At 36.0% G+C, this 16,410-nt stretch carries 19 protein-coding genes; 10 read left to right on the top strand and 9 right to left on the bottom strand.

From position 1 onward, the window contains the following. Nucleotides 1–46: 46 nt before the first annotated feature. The 6 genes from ACM9HF_RS14705 to ACM9HF_RS14680 all read left to right on the top strand — a co-directional run bounded on the left by ACM9HF_RS14705 (nt 47) and on the right by ACM9HF_RS14680 (nt 7,641). On the top strand, nt 47–733 hold the full coding sequence (locus tag ACM9HF_RS14705; RefSeq protein WP_473610322.1) for an SDR family NAD(P)-dependent oxidoreductase: 687 nt from the start codon (nt 47–49) through the stop codon (nt 731–733). Nucleotides 734–859: 126 nt separating this feature from the next. Continuing rightward, the gene (locus ACM9HF_RS14700) at nt 860–2,479 is read left to right on the top strand and encodes a phospholipase D family protein (protein ID WP_473610318.1); all 1,620 of its coding nucleotides are present in this window, start codon (nt 860–862) and stop codon (nt 2,477–2,479) included. Nucleotides 2,480–2,492: 13 nt separating this feature from the next. After that, complete coding sequence (locus tag ACM9HF_RS14695) at nt 2,493–5,534, top strand: DUF2339 domain-containing protein (protein WP_473610315.1); 3,042 nt, start codon at nt 2,493–2,495, stop codon at nt 5,532–5,534. Continuing rightward, nucleotides 5,521–6,240 (top strand): AraC family transcriptional regulator, encoded by a 720-nt coding sequence (locus ACM9HF_RS14690; protein WP_473610311.1) that lies wholly within the window; start codon nt 5,521–5,523, stop codon nt 6,238–6,240. Before ACM9HF_RS14695 ends, ACM9HF_RS14690 begins: the two co-directional genes overlap by 14 nt. Nucleotides 6,241–6,398: 158 nt before the next feature. Continuing rightward, nucleotides 6,399–7,325 (top strand): DMT family transporter, encoded by a 927-nt coding sequence (locus ACM9HF_RS14685; RefSeq protein ID WP_473610307.1) that lies wholly within the window; start codon nt 6,399–6,401, stop codon nt 7,323–7,325. Next, nucleotides 7,306–7,641: a tRNA-binding protein gene (locus ACM9HF_RS14680; RefSeq protein WP_077339073.1), complete on the top strand. Its 336-nt coding sequence runs from the start codon at nt 7,306–7,308 to the stop codon at nt 7,639–7,641. Before ACM9HF_RS14685 ends, ACM9HF_RS14680 begins: the two co-directional genes overlap by 20 nt. Nucleotides 7,642–7,666: 25 nt before the next feature. Here ACM9HF_RS14680 and ACM9HF_RS14675 read toward each other — a convergent pair whose 3' ends face one another. The 4 genes from ACM9HF_RS14675 to ACM9HF_RS14660 form a co-directional block, all read right to left on the bottom strand. Further along, complete coding sequence (locus tag ACM9HF_RS14675; RefSeq protein ID WP_077339074.1) at nt 7,667–7,969, bottom strand: AzlD domain-containing protein; 303 nt, start codon at nt 7,967–7,969, stop codon at nt 7,667–7,669. Continuing rightward, nucleotides 7,966–8,700 carry an AzlC family ABC transporter permease gene (locus tag ACM9HF_RS14670; protein WP_473610297.1) on the bottom strand — a complete coding sequence of 245 codons (735 nt, stop codon included), beginning with the start codon at nt 8,698–8,700 and terminating at the stop codon, nt 7,966–7,968. The genes ACM9HF_RS14675 and ACM9HF_RS14670 overlap by 4 nt, the downstream gene beginning before the upstream one ends. 205 nt (nt 8,701–8,905) lie before the next feature. Further along, on the bottom strand, nt 8,906–9,238 hold the full coding sequence (gene maoP / locus ACM9HF_RS14665) for a DUF413 domain-containing protein (RefSeq protein WP_077339076.1): 333 nt from the start codon (nt 9,236–9,238) through the stop codon (nt 8,906–8,908). Nucleotide 9,239: 1 nt separating this feature from the next. Beyond that, nucleotides 9,240–9,518 (bottom strand): hypothetical protein, encoded by a 279-nt coding sequence (locus ACM9HF_RS14660; protein ID WP_473610289.1) that lies wholly within the window; start codon nt 9,516–9,518, stop codon nt 9,240–9,242. 130 nt (nt 9,519–9,648) lie between these two features. Between ACM9HF_RS14660 and ACM9HF_RS14655 the strand changes: the two genes are divergently transcribed. Next, on the top strand, nt 9,649–10,479 hold the full coding sequence (locus tag ACM9HF_RS14655) for a LysR family transcriptional regulator (RefSeq protein WP_473610284.1): 831 nt from the start codon (nt 9,649–9,651) through the stop codon (nt 10,477–10,479). Between the two features lie 79 nt (nt 10,480–10,558). Here the strand turns inward: ACM9HF_RS14655 and ACM9HF_RS14650 are convergent, their stop codons facing one another. Together ACM9HF_RS14650 and ACM9HF_RS14645 are read right to left on the bottom strand one after the other, a co-directional pair. Further along, nucleotides 10,559–10,795 carry an RNA recognition motif domain-containing protein gene (locus ACM9HF_RS14650; protein WP_473610280.1) on the bottom strand — a complete coding sequence of 79 codons (237 nt, stop codon included), beginning with the start codon at nt 10,793–10,795 and terminating at the stop codon, nt 10,559–10,561. A gap of 290 nt (nt 10,796–11,085) precedes the next feature. Further along, complete coding sequence (locus ACM9HF_RS14645) at nt 11,086–13,071, bottom strand: S1 family peptidase (RefSeq protein WP_473610276.1); 1,986 nt, start codon at nt 13,069–13,071, stop codon at nt 11,086–11,088. Nucleotides 13,072–13,188: 117 nt separating this feature from the next. On the opposite strand from ACM9HF_RS14645, the gene ACM9HF_RS14640 reads away from it, so the two are divergent. Together ACM9HF_RS14640 and ACM9HF_RS14635 are read left to right on the top strand one after the other, a co-directional pair. Next, a complete protein-coding gene (locus ACM9HF_RS14640) occupies nt 13,189–13,689 on the top strand; it encodes a metal-dependent hydrolase (protein ID WP_473610273.1) in 501 nt (166 codons plus the stop codon). A gap of 157 nt (nt 13,690–13,846) precedes the next feature. Further along, nucleotides 13,847–14,530, top strand: coding sequence for a 2OG-Fe(II) oxygenase (locus ACM9HF_RS14635; RefSeq protein ID WP_473618314.1), 684 nt, complete (start codon nt 13,847–13,849; stop codon nt 14,528–14,530). A 39-nt stretch (nt 14,531–14,569) separates the two neighbouring features. Here ACM9HF_RS14635 and ACM9HF_RS14630 read toward each other — a convergent pair whose 3' ends face one another. The 3 genes from ACM9HF_RS14630 to ACM9HF_RS14620 all read right to left on the bottom strand — a co-directional run bounded on the left by ACM9HF_RS14630 (nt 14,570) and on the right by ACM9HF_RS14620 (nt 15,656). After that, entirely contained in the window at nt 14,570–14,848 is a 279-nt protein-coding gene (locus ACM9HF_RS14630) for a type II toxin-antitoxin system RelE/ParE family toxin (protein WP_473610269.1), read from the bottom strand. Then, nucleotides 14,845–15,120 carry a damage-inducible protein J gene (locus ACM9HF_RS14625; protein WP_473610265.1) on the bottom strand — a complete coding sequence of 92 codons (276 nt, stop codon included), beginning with the start codon at nt 15,118–15,120 and terminating at the stop codon, nt 14,845–14,847. The genes ACM9HF_RS14630 and ACM9HF_RS14625 overlap by 4 nt, the downstream gene beginning before the upstream one ends. Nucleotides 15,121–15,185: 65 nt before the next feature. Then, nucleotides 15,186–15,656, bottom strand: coding sequence for a nuclear transport factor 2 family protein (locus ACM9HF_RS14620; RefSeq protein WP_473610262.1), 471 nt, complete (start codon nt 15,654–15,656; stop codon nt 15,186–15,188). A 132-nt stretch (nt 15,657–15,788) separates the two neighbouring features. Between ACM9HF_RS14620 and ACM9HF_RS14615 the strand changes: the two genes are divergently transcribed. Further along, on the top strand, nt 15,789–16,373 hold the full coding sequence (locus ACM9HF_RS14615; protein ID WP_473610258.1) for a TetR/AcrR family transcriptional regulator: 585 nt from the start codon (nt 15,789–15,791) through the stop codon (nt 16,371–16,373). Nucleotides 16,374–16,410: the final 37 nt, after the last annotated feature.

Here is a 16,410-nt window from a genome sequence, read left to right as displayed (position 1 = left end):
TGTACATTGTTTATTATTATAAAAACGCTTATTACAAGGAAACTACATGAAAACGGTTGTTATTACAGGAGCAAATCGCGGCATAGGCTTAGGTTTTGTAAATTATTATTTATCAAATGGTTGGCAGGTTATTGCCTTATCACGTAGTGCTATTGATCAAGCAACATTAAATCGCAACATAGATGAATGCTTTCATCACCTAACAGTAAACTTACTCGATGAATCAAGCATTAATAATACAGCTAAAAGCATCAACAACTTGTGTAACGGCATTGATTTACTCATTAATAATGCAGGTGTGGCCGAACATGAAGTATTTGGTGAATGGTCACAAGCTGCTTTAACCAATAACTTTCAAGTAAACAGTGTAGCGCCTGCATTATTAACACAAGCGTTATCGTCTCAGCTCAACCAGCATTCAAAGGTTATTCAATTATCTTCTGGCTTAGCCTCAATTTCCAACAACCAAAATCCCCTCGAAGGATTTGATGGTTACTGCATGAGTAAAGCCGCTATTAATATGCTAACTAGACGACTAGCTTCTAAACTTGCTGATAAAAATATTATTGTAAATGCCATTAGCCCTGGTTGGGTACAAACCGATATGGGCGGACCAGAAGCTCCCGCGACCATTACCGAAGCGGTTAGCACCTTAACTCAAACAATAGAAATGTTATCAATGGAAAATAGCGGTAAGTTTCTTGATGAAAATGGTAAAAAAATTGATTGGTAGCCATACCAATTGCATTACATTATTATTCACTACGCTGCTCAACACGTTTCGGCAGCGTTATTCTCATAATACAAAGAGAAGGTATTAAAATTCACCGTATATTCCCCTGACGGATCATCAACATTTATGATAAATAAACTCTCAATACCCTCATCATTAAAAAAACAAGCTCTATGCGTAATAAAAACAACCACGTTAAGCTTTACCTTATTGATTACTGCCTGCTCCTTTGCACAGCCTAGCGTGCTACAAGTAAATACTCCTAAGAATACGAATACAATCAGCACAGAATCTTGCGCAGCCCTCAATAAACCAGATCCAAAACCTTTATCTGAGCATTTAGCACCTTTTTCAAAGAAAATGAAAAACAGCACAGGTGTTTACGTGCTTGAAGAAGGTATTGAATCGTTATTATCTCGTGGTTGGCTAACTCATAAGGCTGAAAAAACAATTGATATTCAGTACTTTATCTTTTCAGCTGACAATATTGGATTAATTGCTGCTGACTACTTAATACAAGCAGCTGACAGAGGCGTAAAAATACGTTTGTTGGTAGATGACTTAATGGTAGACGCTGAGGGTGATGAACTATTAAAACTCGACGCGCACAAAAATTTATCAATAAAAATATATAACCCTCTAGCAAATATTGGTAAAAATATTCTACAAAAAATAGCCAATCTCACCACTAGTTTTCATGGTTTTAATCAGCGTATGCATAACAAAACCTTTACCGTTGACGGAAAAATATCAATAACCGGTGGCCGCAATGTTGCCGATGAATACTTTGGTTACGACCACGCATATAATTTTAGAGATCGCGATGTGCTATTACTCGGCGGCTCTGTTAGCTCGATTGAATCATCTTTCGAAGAATTTTGGAATGATCCGTTAAGTGTGCCCGTAACTGAACTGGTTAAAAGTGAGTTTGATTATACTGATGAAGCTGACTCTGATTTTGGTAATTACGATACACTTCATCAATACGCTTGTAATCCAGAAAATTATGTTCCATCTGTACGTGCAAAAATGAATAAAATTCCTGAAGCATTTTTACAACAAGCGGCAAACGGTAAAGTACATTGGCTACAAAATGTTGAATACATATCCGATATTCCGGGTAAAAATGACAAAGATGAATTTTTAGGTGGTAGCGGACTTTCTACTGACAAACTTATTGAACTAGTGGGTAATGCGAAAAAGTCGGTGATCATTCAAACCCCTTACTTAGTAACAACAGAACTCAGTAGAAATTTATTTAAAAAACTTACCGATAAAGGTGTAGACATAAAAATACTCACCAATAGTTTAGCCTCTAACGACAATTTAGAAGCCTTTAGTGGCTACCAACGCGACAGAGAAAAGTTACTCAAAACAGGCGTTAAAATTTACGAATTTAAACCCGATGCAGCTATCCGACAAAAAATCATGTCGGAAGTTATGGATAAACAACTGACCACACCACCTATTTTCGGCTTACATTCGAAATCTATGGTGATAGACGACGAAATTACTGTTATTGGTACTTTTAATTTAGATCCACGTAGCGCTAATTTAAATACCGAAAGTATTACCATCATCCCTTCAAAAGCAGTCACCAAAGATGTAAAAAAAGGTATGCTTGAAGAGATGGAGCCACAAAACGCATGGCAAACTACATTAGATTGGAACCCTGATGGCGAAGTTGGCTTGTTAAAACGAATCAAAGTAAAGTTACGTAGAGTTGTACCTAAAAATATTCTTTAGCTAGGGTTTATGGATGAATAATGAAATTAAGCTACTAAGGTCGGAGTTAGCATTACTTAAACTCCAGTTTAGCGAGCGTGTAAATCAGGTTGAAGAACGCTTAAACACCTTAGTTGAGCAGGCTAAGTCACAGCCACATAGTGCCAGTGAAATAAGTGATACTAAAAACGATGCTTCAGTAACAGCGCATCAAGAAACACTTTATTTAGAAGAAAATAACCCGCTAGAACAACCACCATTAGCAGTTAACGAATATAGCATTGCTGGAGTTAGTTCTGGTGTTGCCCCAAATAAAACACAAAACACGACTCAAAATAAAACACATAAACCTCAAAAACTAAAACCAGCTAAACCTTCTGCTATCAATTTATTTTTACAGTCTTTTATTCAAACAATATTGTCGATGATGTTTGAATGGCTAACGCCTGTGGCTAATATGTATAAGTCGTACAAAGAAAAAGGCATGTTAGGTATTTTCATTCTAACCATTGCTGGTATAGCGCTGGTATTAGCAGGCTTTGGTTATTTAATGCAATTGCTAATAGACCAACTAGGCGCAGGATCCAAATCATTACTTATGTGTTTTGCCGCCCTACTCGTTATGGGCATAGGTATAGGACTAAAAATAAAAACACGTTTTAATGAATTTGCCACTGCAATTGTTACCTTAGGCATATTATTGTCGTATTGCACCGTATATTTTGCAGGTAGTGTTTACGGTATATTGCCGAGCCTAGTTGTACTCGCACTCTATTTCGGTATTGCTTTGCTGTGTCATGGTATCGCCAAATGGTTAGACACTAAAGTTGTTTCAAGCTTAGGCATTATCGGTGTTGCTACTATGCCTATCTTATCTAATAACATGTCGAATACCGTACAAATTGAACCGCTTTATTATTTATTATCTTTGTCTTTTGTCGCAATAAGCAGCCTAATTTTTGCTTTTAAAAACAAAGAACAATGGCTCGCTAATTTAACACTTGCCTTTACCCTTGCTTCGGTAGAATGGATTATAGGTGTTGAAAGCATTCAAATATCAGCTTGGGCAGTTAACCTGTTTTATATTATTTTCTTTATCTACGGGGCATTAATGCTCTTTTCAGACAAAGAACACAATGAAGAATTAAGTAATAAATCTGAGGCAGAATTACAGCAAAACCTACTAGCCCCTTCAGCTAAAAAAAGCTTACTTTTTATTGCCGCATTAGTAGGTTCTACCGTATTAATGTTTTTTCAAGCCAGCGAATTATTTACCACACAAATGAGCGTATGTTTTACGTTTAACGCGCTACTTACTGTGGCTACCGCGGTACTTTTTTATAAAGTAAAACACCCCGTAACACCTTTCATCATATTACTTTCCGCCCTTTGGGGAGTGCTCGCTATAATTAGCGCTATTAGTAATGCTTATTGGGGAATATCGTGGGCAGTTGAAGGGCTTTTACTATTATATGTAGGCCGTAAATATGCGCTTAGCTTTGTTAGTAACCAAGCACAAGCTTTACTGGCTATCGCGCTAATCTACTCATGGGCAGCTATTGCGCCGTATTTCCCAGTACCTGCCTTACAGTCGGTAGACGGCTGGGTACTTTCAACCGCAATCATATTAATAATCGCCATATGGCAACGCATGATTGCCACGCAAGGTTTTGATCTACGTTCTCAACACCATATAAAGCCGTTATTACAGTTAGTTGAAGTGGTTTGGCTTTCGGTATTAATTATTGCTTGTAGTTCTGTTTGGTTGGGTGATTGGACAGGCGTTGCAACAATAAGCTTACAAGTTTTTATATTATTTAGAGCACGCTACTGTAAACAAGTGTCTATTGAATTATTTGCCGCATTGTTAATAGCCGTTCCAGTATTTTATATCGCACAAAGTGCACTATTGGTAGACAGCTACCGATTTTCAGCTTTACCTTTATTTGCCAAGTTAGCCGTTATCTCAGTATTTTCACAACTGTGGTTATGGTCGGCCTTCTATCGAAAATATCACCCTAACAGCTCACTCAAAAATATTGCAGAAGCCGCCAGAGTCCTCTTTTATTTACTGATCCCTATTTGCTGGGTTGGCTCAGCGATACGTAAATTAGACGAAAATGCTTTGCTTATTTTATGGCTATCGCCAGCACTTGCACTGTTTTTTGCACAAAAAATAAAACATCATTTACTGATCAAAGAAACCAAAGTATTAACGGTTTTAGCCAGCGTTTTATTTATGGGGGTTATTGGTCAACTTAGTTTAATAAACAGTGTATTAGCATTATTAGGCTTTACCGCTTTTTATGGCGTAAGTTATTTATTACATAGAAAAAAAACCACTCCGATCTATCAATTTATTTGTACTTGGGGACTCGTTTCATTAGGTTTTGCGTTGCCCAATGCCGTAGGTTTTCATACCGAAAGCTTATTACTGGCCTTACTAACCGCTATAATTTATTGGACAGCTTGCTTAGCACTTACTCGCCGTTCAGATCACATAAAAAACAACCAAACATTGGTTTATATAATTAACTGCTTGTTGGTGGTATCAGGTTGGGTGCTAACGCAACTCGACCCGCTATATACCATAATACCCGCGCTGTTTTTAATCGTAATGGTGTACCAACAACGTTACTTTGCTCAGCAATCATTTATGACTAAGTTCACCAAAAACAACAGTCATTTATTACTTCATTCTGTAGGGGTAATAACTTACTTATCGCTATTCACTGCGTTATACCAATATCGACTTGAGTTATTTATTGCGCCAGCATTAGCCATACATGGCGCTGCAATATTATTTTTGAAAAACAGACATATAACCACAGTAAAATACAGCTTCACCCTCATATTATTGGGTATAGGTAAGCTCGCTTTAGTAGACGCTGCAAACGCCCTACTTTGGCAAAAAGTTATTTTATTTATGGGGATTGGTATCTTTATTTTAGCTGCGTCTTTTTGGTATCAAAAACTGGTCAGTAAAATGAAGTTGAATGATGAAATAGCTAAGGGAATAGAAAACGAAATAAACCTAAACAGACATATTGATGTACCGCTAAATGAATCACATTAGCCGTATTTCAATACGCTCTTACACCAATAACATTCAGAGCCATGCACATAGCTATCATCAACTCGTGTTACCCTTGCATGGTTCTATTGATATTAGCGTGGGTGAATTTTCTGGCTTAGTGAGTATGGGTGATTGCGTTATTATAAAATCGGGCGAAACTCATCAATTTAAAGCGCACGAAAATGCTCGATTTATTGTGGTAGATACGCACATTCTGCCTGAAAACATTACAGCTTCGCCTAACGAGAAAGTATCAATTAACGCCCCGCTGCTCGCCTTTATACAATTTATTGAAACGCAATTAAATCATCATATTAACCAAGAAATTGAAGCATTTACTTTTCAGTTTTTTTATCAGCTTTTAGCGCAACAACCGCTATCGAACAACATAGATAAACGTCTAAACAAAGTGCTCAGTTACATTAGCCAACATCTAACAACAGAGATCACCAATACACAGCTAGCGCAACTCGCCTTTCTTAGCGTTACACAATTTAAAAAAGTATTTAAAGACAACATAGGGCTATCCACTCAGCAATACATCATTCAACAAAGAATGGACAAAGCTAAAACGCTACTGACTCATACCGACACACCTATTGCCATAATTGCAGAGCAAGTGGGTTATCAAAGCCCTTCTGCTTTTAGTCGAAAATTTAAAGCCTATTTTGGTAATTCGCCAAAGGCGTTTAGTCGTTGGAAGTAGAAAAAACTGAATATTAACCACAGAGGTTGGTAAGGTTAAAAAAGAATAGTCATTAATAACCCCGTCTTCTCAAACAAAAAAAGCGTCCTTTCTGCACACTTTAATTTATAAATAGTCAGATAATAGATCTTTTATAAAACCCTTTGAGTCGTATTATTATGGCAACATTTTTTGGCATTTTAGCTATTATTATGTGGAGCTGCTTAGCTTTATTAGGCGTTAATACCGCTGATATTCCAGCATTTCAGTTGTTGTCGATGTGCTTTGCTATTTCAGCTTTATTAATGTTTATTAAGCGACTCATTTTAAAAGAACGTTTATTTGCTCAACCCAGTTTAGCTATTAAGGAGTGGATAGTAGGTATTGCTGGATTATTCGGTTTTCATTACTGTTATTTTGCTGCGCTGAAAGTAGCTCCAGCCATTGAAGTTAGCCTAATTGCTTATTTATGGCCAATGCTTTTAGCGCTATTTTTAGCAACTAAAGCGACTCGATTTAAAGCATTAATAGGTAGCTCAGTCGGTTTTATTGGTGTGAGTTTTATTATAGTGGGTGACGCTGATCTTATGTATAACCCCGCCTATGTAAAAGGCTATACATTGGCCGCTTGTTGCGCCTTATTATGGTCAACTTATTCTTGGTATTTTTCAAAGTCAGAAAGCAATTCTACTAACACGGTTGATAATATTGGTTGGTTATCGTTGGTTGTTGCTGTGCTTTCTCTTATCGCACATTTTCAATTAGAGGCGAGTGATCCGTTAAACGCATTAAATTGGCAGTTTACGGGTAAACAATGGTTAAGTATTATTTTATTAGGTTTAGGTCCTGTTGGCGGTGCTTTTTACTTATGGGATATTGCATTAAAACAAGGTAACAAAAAGCTATTAGCGTCTTTGAGTTTTTGTACTCCGCTAATATCTTCTGTTATTTTAGCCGTTGTAGGGCTTAACATGTGGTCTTCAAATATACTGATTTCGTTAAGCTTAATACTGTTAGGTGCGCTAATATCCAACATAAGTATTCAATCGATTACAAACTTTTCAATTAAAAATATAAGGCGAAAAAATGCAAATAAACTGGGATGATTTTCAGAAAGTCGATTTAAGAATTGGCACTATTATCGAAGTAACCGAATTCCCCGAAGCACGTAATCCTTCATATAAAATGAAAATAGACTTTGGTGAAGAAGTCGGCATTAAAAAGTCGAGCGCGCAAATTACGGTGTTATATAACTTAGAAGACTTATTAGGTAAGCAAGTACTTGCCGTGACTAATTTCCCGCCTAAACAAATTGGGCCTTTTATGTCGGAATGTTTAGTCACCGGTTTTTACGACAGCAATGGCGCGATAGCATTAGCCATGCCTGAATTTAATGTACCTAATGGCGCTAAGCTGATCTAATAATGAAACGGGTATAAGCTATTTTTTATAATATAAAAAAGAAAATCCCCATACTTACTACAACGGTTAACAAGGTATTGCGCGTAAAGTAAGCCAACAAACAGGCGATAATAGCACCGACTAAATAACTGTTATGAATACTTATATATAACGCATGTTCTTTTACAAACACTAAAGGCGCAATAATAGCGGTAAGTACAGCCGGTGCTGCATAACTTAAAAATTGTAGTGTGCTTTTGTTTAATTTAAGTGGCAGCTTGGGCTCTAAAAACAAATAACGGCTGATAAATATAATGAGGGTCATTAAGCCTAACGTTAACCAAATCATGATGCTTCACCTGTCATTTGGGCGTATAAGGTTCCGCATGCCATACCAATAAGGGCTGAAATTAATAAACCTGCTTCAATATTTAACACGCTACATACTACCGAACCTACCAACGACACTAATACACAAACCAATATTGATTTAGCTTTGATCATAGGAATAATTAACGCGATAAAAGTAGAGGCGATAGCAAAGTCGAGCCCCCACTCTTCCATATTAGGAATGGTTTGTCCGGCAATAATACCGATGAGCGTAGCTATGTTCCAAAAGACATAAAAACTTAACCCGCCTCCAAATGCATACCAGCGATCAAATGTATGCTGTTTATTAGGTGTTTTTCGTGTTGTAACTATGGCAAAGAGTTCGTCTGTTAATAAAAAACCTAACGATAAACGCCATTTTAGCGGTAAAGGGCTGATGTCTTTTCTTAGCGCCATACTATAAAGCAAATGCCGAGAGGTAATTAACAGCGTGGTAAGTAAAATACTGGTTAAGCCAATACCTGCCTTGATCATGCCTAATGCAACTAACTGAGCAGCGCCCGCAAAAACAATGGCCGACATAGCTTGCGACTCTAACGATGTTAAGCCAACTTCAATGGCATAAGAACCGGCTAAAATTCCCCACGGAATAACAGCGATACACAGCGGAAGCGTGGCAATAACACCTTGCCAAAAAGATTTATGTTTTGATTGAGCAACATAAGTTTCAGGTTGAGTTAACGTAGACATATCAGCTTAAATTTAAGATAAAGAAAGTAAGAAAAGGAGAGTTTACCTTAAATTTATAATAGGGTCTGTTGATCTTTCAGCTATGCTTTTGTGAAATTAATTTTTTTTTATAGAAGAAATAAACAGAGAGTTTCAGCTCTCTGTTTACATATTGTTTGATGTTTATTATTTAATGCTGTGAATTAGCTTAAATGGGTAAATTAACTTACGCACTCATGCTAAAGTTTTCGTTATTTCTTGGGCTGCTTTTAGCGAAACCGTGATGAACTTTGCTTTTTTCCACTGCCGCAAGATATTTCTTCCATAATGCCACAGGATATAAAGAACTCGCATGAACTGATTCTAGATCACGCACAAATTGCGCTTCTTCTTCGTTTTCTGGTTGTAATAAACCATTAGCTAAGCCTTGTAGTGTATGTCCGTATTCTTCAAGTTCTAGCGACTCACGCTTATTAAAATAACCGCTTCGAGAAAAACCACGAGCAAACGTTCGATCGCCATAAAAAAATAAAGTGCCTTTACGAATTGTTGTATTCATACTATTCCCCTTTATCTGATGAGATAAATTCAATTAAACCGTTATATGAATTAAAAGTTTGATAAGCTGCCGTTATTAAATCTACATTAACGCAATCTAATAAGTATGTTTCCATATTAAAGTCATCTTGGTCTGAGTACTGTTTTTCTACACAAAAGTTGTAAATATTAAGCACAGTATCCAAATCAGGCGTTGACTCACTTAACTGCGATTCAAGGTCATTTGAATACCCGCCAAAACTAATCAAACTTAAAAGTAGTAAACAAGGTATAGTTTTCATTAAAATTCCTATTACGCAGTATTTGCTACTTGAATTTATGAAATATTTTCCCATTTGAAAAACAAAAAATATTTGTCGATAAGATAAGATTTATTTACAGTATTGTTATAACCGATTATTAGGAATTTGGATGGATATCCGAGTATTTAAAACCTTTATTGCCGTAGCAGAAAATAAACACTTTGGGCGTGCAGCAGAAATGCTTTATATCACGCAGGCAGCAGTAAGCGCAAGAATTAAGCAACTAGAAGAATTCTATTCTACACAACTACTTATAAGAGATAAAAACAATCTTAGGTTAACGCCGTCTGGTGAAACTTTGCTTTCTCATGCTCATTTAATGGTGAGTCAAATGGAGCAATCTAAAGTGGCACTGTCTATCGCTAATCAACAAAAAATCAGTTTTAACATTGCTGCAACACCTAATATTTGGGATGCTTTTTTTAGTTCAAGAATTAAAGACACTCTTAATCTTTTTGAAAATTTGATGCTCGGTACAGAAATATCAGTTAGAGAAGCGATTCAACGCAAACTTGATGACCGAACACTGGATGTAGGTTTACTCACAGATCCCATTAAAGACGATGGTTTTACCAACGAGCTTATTGGTCATTTTGATCTATCGTTAGTCGGTTCTCGCCCTGAATTTGACGCTGAATTAACTGATTATATTTTAATAGATTGGGGAATAACGTTTCAAAAGGAACATGTTTTACATCACAAAATTATTCCAAGCTTTAAATCGTCAACGGCGATGATTGCATTAGAAGTTATTTTATCAAAAGGCGGGTTTGCCTATTTACCTAACGAATTTGTTGCAGACTTAGTTAAAAAGAAGAAACTCTACTTAATTGAAAGCCCTATACAAATTAAAAGACCCATTTATATGGTGTACCGAAAAAACAATATTAACGAAAACCTGATCAATGAATTCAGACAATTATTTACTAACAGTCAGTAATATCAATTAGCTGAAAACAAAAAAGCCAGCATATACCTTAATGGCAGCTGGCTTTAACGTTACACAATAACTTTAAAGGTTACTGAGCGACTTTTACTCTAATTCTGTTATTAGCAATTCTTGTTTCATGCAAGCTAGATAATGCTTTTTTTGCTTCGCCTTCATTAGGCATTTCTACAAAAGCAAAACCTTTTGATTTACCCGTTTCTTGGTCTAAAACAAGTGTGCATTCTGTAACAGAACCATGAGCAGTAAATAAAATACGAATTTCTTGTTCAGTGGTTGAACGAGAAAGGTTACGAACTAAAAGTTTCATAATTAACCATTGGTGTGTTTCTTCTGTTGCAATTATCTCACAAATACTCAACAGACTATATTCATTTGTGTATTTTATGAAAATACCGCCTGCCTAGTTGATGCTCAATTGCTTGCTCTACCGTTATGGTTATTCCAAATGGTAATACTAAGCGACACCGATTATTGTCCTACCCTTACCTATTGAAGGACTAATAAGTTAACTGCCCTGATGAATATTATTACAGAGCAGTTAACCAATAATTGGGGGTTGCTTCAAAAGTAGTGTTTAATAAACGGCTTTGTGAATACCTAATCAATACCTTTAATAAAAGCATCACACGACTGATTAAACTCTTCTACTTTAACTTCTGATTGAAGCTGACAACCCACTAAATAAGCTGCGCCTTTCGGAGTTTCTTTGGTTAATTTTTTCGTTTTAAAGGTAGCGCTTAGGTTTGTATATTTGCTTATTAACTTACCTTCGTTTAACAGCTCAAAATTATAAGGAGATTCTAACGAAGTAAACTTTTTCCAAAAATCTTTATAGCTATCTGTCGCATCGTCACCTAAATCATAATATTTAGAGATATAGAAAGTTCCGTCTTCATTCATATTAGGGCTAAAATCTACCGAGCCAACTAATAATTCATTTGTGTTTTCAGGGTTAATTTCTATTGCCGCATATAAACTACTGTCGTTAGTTAATTTTATGTTTTCGAGCTTTCCAGAAAAACCATCAACTTTAAACCCAAGCTTACCTTTCGTGATATCAAACGAGGCATCACGAAAATATTTAGGCAACAACTTATCTGGCAGCTCTACAAATTCTTTCCATTCACTTAACTTACCTGAATAAGACATTAACATTCGGTGAAGGTTATCTTTATACGCTTTTTTCTGTACTTCAAGCCATCCGACACTTGTTTCAACCATGTCGCAAGCAATACCTCTTGGAATAGGTAAACAATAAAGCATAACAGAGCGGTCTGAATATTGATCATTCCAAGTTGCCATTTGCCATACTCGGCCGTATTTATCTTCATGCTGCTCTTCGTATACAGGTTCTCCGTATGACGATATATAAACAGGTGTACCTGATATTTTTCTGTTCCACTGAACTGAAGTAAAAAACGTGTCTAAAATAGTTTTTTTATCTTTAATAAAATCATCTAATTTAACGTTTTCAGGCTTATCTAAAATAAATTGATAACTGCCCATCATGCTTTTATTAGTACCATAATACAGCGACTGGTTTTTAGTTATGGTAATGCTACGCTCGTTTTCAGGGTAATGTAGCAACCACTCGCCATTACCATTAATATCAATAATCGACAGCATCTCTTTATTGGGTTGGTTTCTTAAATATTTATCTACATTTTTATGTTGAGGAAAAATATCTTTATCAAATTTAGTCGTAAATTCATTTCTCGCATCAACAAAACGCGCATAAAAGCTTTTTTCTGCCACTTTTCTTAGCGCTAAAATATCTTGTGGTAACTTTGCACTAAATTTCCATTCATACATTAACCTTTGTAAAGACTCTATTTCAGCCATTTGAGTTGTATAAAACTCAGCGGTTTCAGAGGTGAAATCAGAAAACACTTTTATTGGTAATGCGTAATTAAGATTTTCATTAGACGATTTTTGCGTAACTATACCAACAACTTCACCATTTAAATTCAATAATGGCCCGCCACTATTTCCCGGTGACGCTGCCGCAGAATAACGTATGTTTTTCCATTGTCCGTCTATAGGTTCATAGGTAAACGAAGTTAAAGAACCCTTCCTAAAAATAACACCTTCGCCCAACGCATTACCTGCGGCATACACTACATCGCCTTCTTCGTAGTCTTGGGCAAATTCAAACTTATGGTATTTAGAAGTATCACCTTCAACCGAAAATTGAATTAAATCGCGGTAATTTGAATACTTTTCAACTTTAGTAATTTTAAATATATTGCCTTTGCTGTCACGTATCGCGTAGTTATTAGAAAAAAGCGAATAATTGCCAATGCCAAAAACATGTGCTGCTGACACTAAGGTGTTTTCTTTAATTAAAAAAGCAGTACCTAAACTATGATGTTTATCATTACGAATATGAAATGGGATTAAATTTTTGGGGAATTCTTCTTTATAAACCGCGTTGTCTTCTAACTTCAATGTAACAACTTCAAATATTCCTTTTTTCAATTTTTTAATTTGAGTAGAGGTTAACTCTTCTTGTTCAGCATATGCTGAAGTTGAAATACTCAACAATAAAACTAGCTTTAAAATTAATTTACAAGCTTTGTGCATAGATAATACTCCGTTAAATTTTTATTTTCCTGTGGCTTACGCGCCTTTCAATATACAATTAATATAACACCAAACACACATTGTAATCTTCAAGTTTTGATTGCAAAAGGTTATTCAATGCCATTTACACCAATACACATGGGTCCAGGAATACTCATAAAAGCGCTACTGCAAGGTAGCTTTAGCTTAATGGTATTTGGCTGGACTCAAATCGTTATGGATATTCAGCCACTTATTGTGTTGATCTCCGGCGAGGGACATCTGCACGGTTTTACTCATACTTATGTTGGCGCAATATTGATTGCATTGTTTGCAGCATTAACGGGTAAATACCTATCTGAGTTGGGGCTTAAAATAATAGGTTTATCCAAAAAAGAGCATCCCATCAATATTGCATGGTGGGTAGTTTTACTCAGCGCTTTTATCGGCAGTTTTAGCCATGTATTACTTGATAGTATTATGCACTCAGACGTTGAGCCTTTTTTCCCATTTACATTAAACAATCAATTTTTAGGCTTAATTACCGTGCAAATGCTACATAAAATTTGCATGTATAGTGGTTTATTAGGAGCAGCGATATACTTTGTGATGAGTTGGCGATTAAAAAGAAAAGTATAATGAAAAAGTTGTCATTCCATAACTTAAAAACACTCAATCTTCATTTATAACAATACAAAGAAAATAATGATAATGACTAAAAACATTATAGTGATATTATAAGCTATTACATTCTCTTAAATTATCTACTCATGTTAGTTTTAATACCTAAGACAGGCTGCTGTTGAGCTTACTTCATACCATTCATTCTGGCGATACAACATCGCTTTTTGAATCAATCACAAACGATATTATTGATAAGGGCTATAGCATTCGCCCTTATGCTTTACCTGAAAATTTAGCTCAATTGTTACTGCAACACGTTACGGTTATGTCTGACGAAAATTTTAAACGTGCGGGTATTGGTCGTGCTCAAGATCATACCGTTAACGACTTTGTTCGCACTGACGAAATATGTTGGATAACAGGTAACAGTGAAGCTGGTAGCGCTTGGATAAAGTGGACAGAGTCATTACGTGTTTTTTTAAACAAGCGCTTGTTTCTTGGATTGTTTTCGTTTGAAAGTCATTTTGCACATTATGCCAAAGGCGACTTTTACAAAAAGCATAAAGACGCTTTTAAAGGCGAAGATAACCGCATGTTATCGGTGGTGGTTTACCTTAATCAATTTTGGTCGCCTGACGATGGTGGCGAACTAGTGATTTACGATAAACAAGCCGAAGCGTCTACAATTATTGATAACAGCGTGATTAAAGTAACCCCTAATTTTGGTACTATCGTGGTGTTTTTAAGTGAAGACTTTCCACACGAAGTACTACCAGCCAATAGAGATCGTTATTCTATCGCCGGCTGGTTTAGGTTGAATAACAGTATCGCGAATAATATTGATCCGCCAAGCTAAGGTTTGTGGATATCAGCCATTACGTCTGAATTGACAATATTATCCTTGTGGAAATTTTTGCTTCTGGTGTAAAACACGCATAATTCGGATTGTTTTTCCATCAACCCAATAAGATACAATCATTGAAACTTCAGGAATAATGAATAATCGTCCTCGAAATAGATCTCTTTGAACACCCATTAATGGGTGTTCGAGTAGACTTTTAACTTTAACTTCAATAATTTGATCCGTTTGTTCAGCAGCACTAGGATTAAAATCAAAAAGAAATTCAAATATCTTCTCTCGGTCATTTAACGATTCTTCTTCCCAAAAAATCATCTATTACGGATCTTCATTTTACGATCTTCCATCTGAAGTTTAGCATCGTCATGTTCGACAAAACGAGCATCACCACTATCAAATTTATTAAATGCAGCATTTATTTGTTCTGATAGCCATACATCATGACTTATAGATTTTCGCTGTTCCTCAGCTAAGCTTTCAGTAAGCTCTCTGCATGCTTCGCTTAATGTTCGGCCTTGGCTTTCAGCCATTAACTGCGCTAAACGTTTAGTTTCTTCATCAACTCTAAATTGAATACGAGTGTCCATCGTAAGTTACCTTTTAATTAATACTGTACACACAGATGTTAGCACTAGCATTATATAGAGGCAACCTACAAACCTAACTCAGACAAGCTTGGAAAATCATCCGGTCGAACTGCGCCTTCCCATTTGAATAATCGTTCTTTTTCAGTAATAGCTAAGTCGTTTATACACGCGAAGCGTTTACGCATTAAGCCAAATTCGTCAAATTCCCAGTTTTCGTTACCGTAAGCCCTGAACCATTGGTTTTCGGCATTTCGGTATTCGTAAGCAAAGCGTACTGCAATACGGTTTTCGGTAAATGCCCATAGCTCTTTGATCAGCTTGTAGTCTAACTCTTGTTGCCATTTACTTGTTAAAAACTCAACGATTTCGTCTCTGCCATTAATAAAGCTTGAGCGGTTGCGCCATTGGCTATCTGCGCTATAAGCGAGAGAAACTTTAAGCGGGTCTTTATTGTTCCAGCCATTTTCGGCGGCTCTTACTTTTATTTTTGCGCTATCAGCATCAAAGGGTGGTAAAGGTGGGCGTGAATTTTCCATAGCAATCATTCCAAATAGTAAATTAATAAAACAAAAAGTAGAACACTCTGTCTACCCATTGAGTTATGGTAGACAACTTTGTATACTTACGCAACATTTTTATTTACCGCCCTCCTTAATTGGAATTAATTTATGTCTGTAGCACAAGCCAATGATAAACGCACACAATTAGTTGACACCGCCTTACAGCTGTTTTATCAGCAAGGTATTCATACTATTGGTATTAATGAAATATTGGCTAAGTCAGGCATTGCTAAAAAAACCTTATATAACCACTTTGCGAGTAAAGAGGCTTTGATACAAGCGTGTGTAATAGAGCGCGACAAACGCTTTATGCAATGGTTTACAGCACGTTGTAGCGATACAAAGTCTACTGCTGAGTTTATTGAACATCTGTTTAATGCATTGAATGATTGGATTAATAATCGCGAAACGATTTTAGAAAAATTTGATGGCTGTTTTTTTGTCAATACCGCTGCTGAATATGGCGATACAGGTAGTGAAATTTATCAATTATGTTTGCAGCATAAACTTAATATTAAGCAGTTTTTTCAACAACAACTGTCTATAAATATTAGTGATACAAAACAAGTAAATAGTTTAACTGATTTATTGTTACAGCTTAAAGAAGGCGTTATTAACTGCGCTTATGTAATGGGTGATAAAGAAGCTGCATTAAAAGCAAAGCAACTCGCCTTAACGTTTTTAAAGCATTAGTATTACTTAACTTTCTGGTTTATCACGCTAAAAAACA

This window comes from Colwellia sp. RE-S-Sl-9, from assembly GCF_048296855.1.
GTDB lineage: Bacteria > Pseudomonadota > Gammaproteobacteria > Enterobacterales > Alteromonadaceae > Pseudocolwellia.
This window is presented reverse-complemented; position numbering and strand designations above follow the sequence as displayed.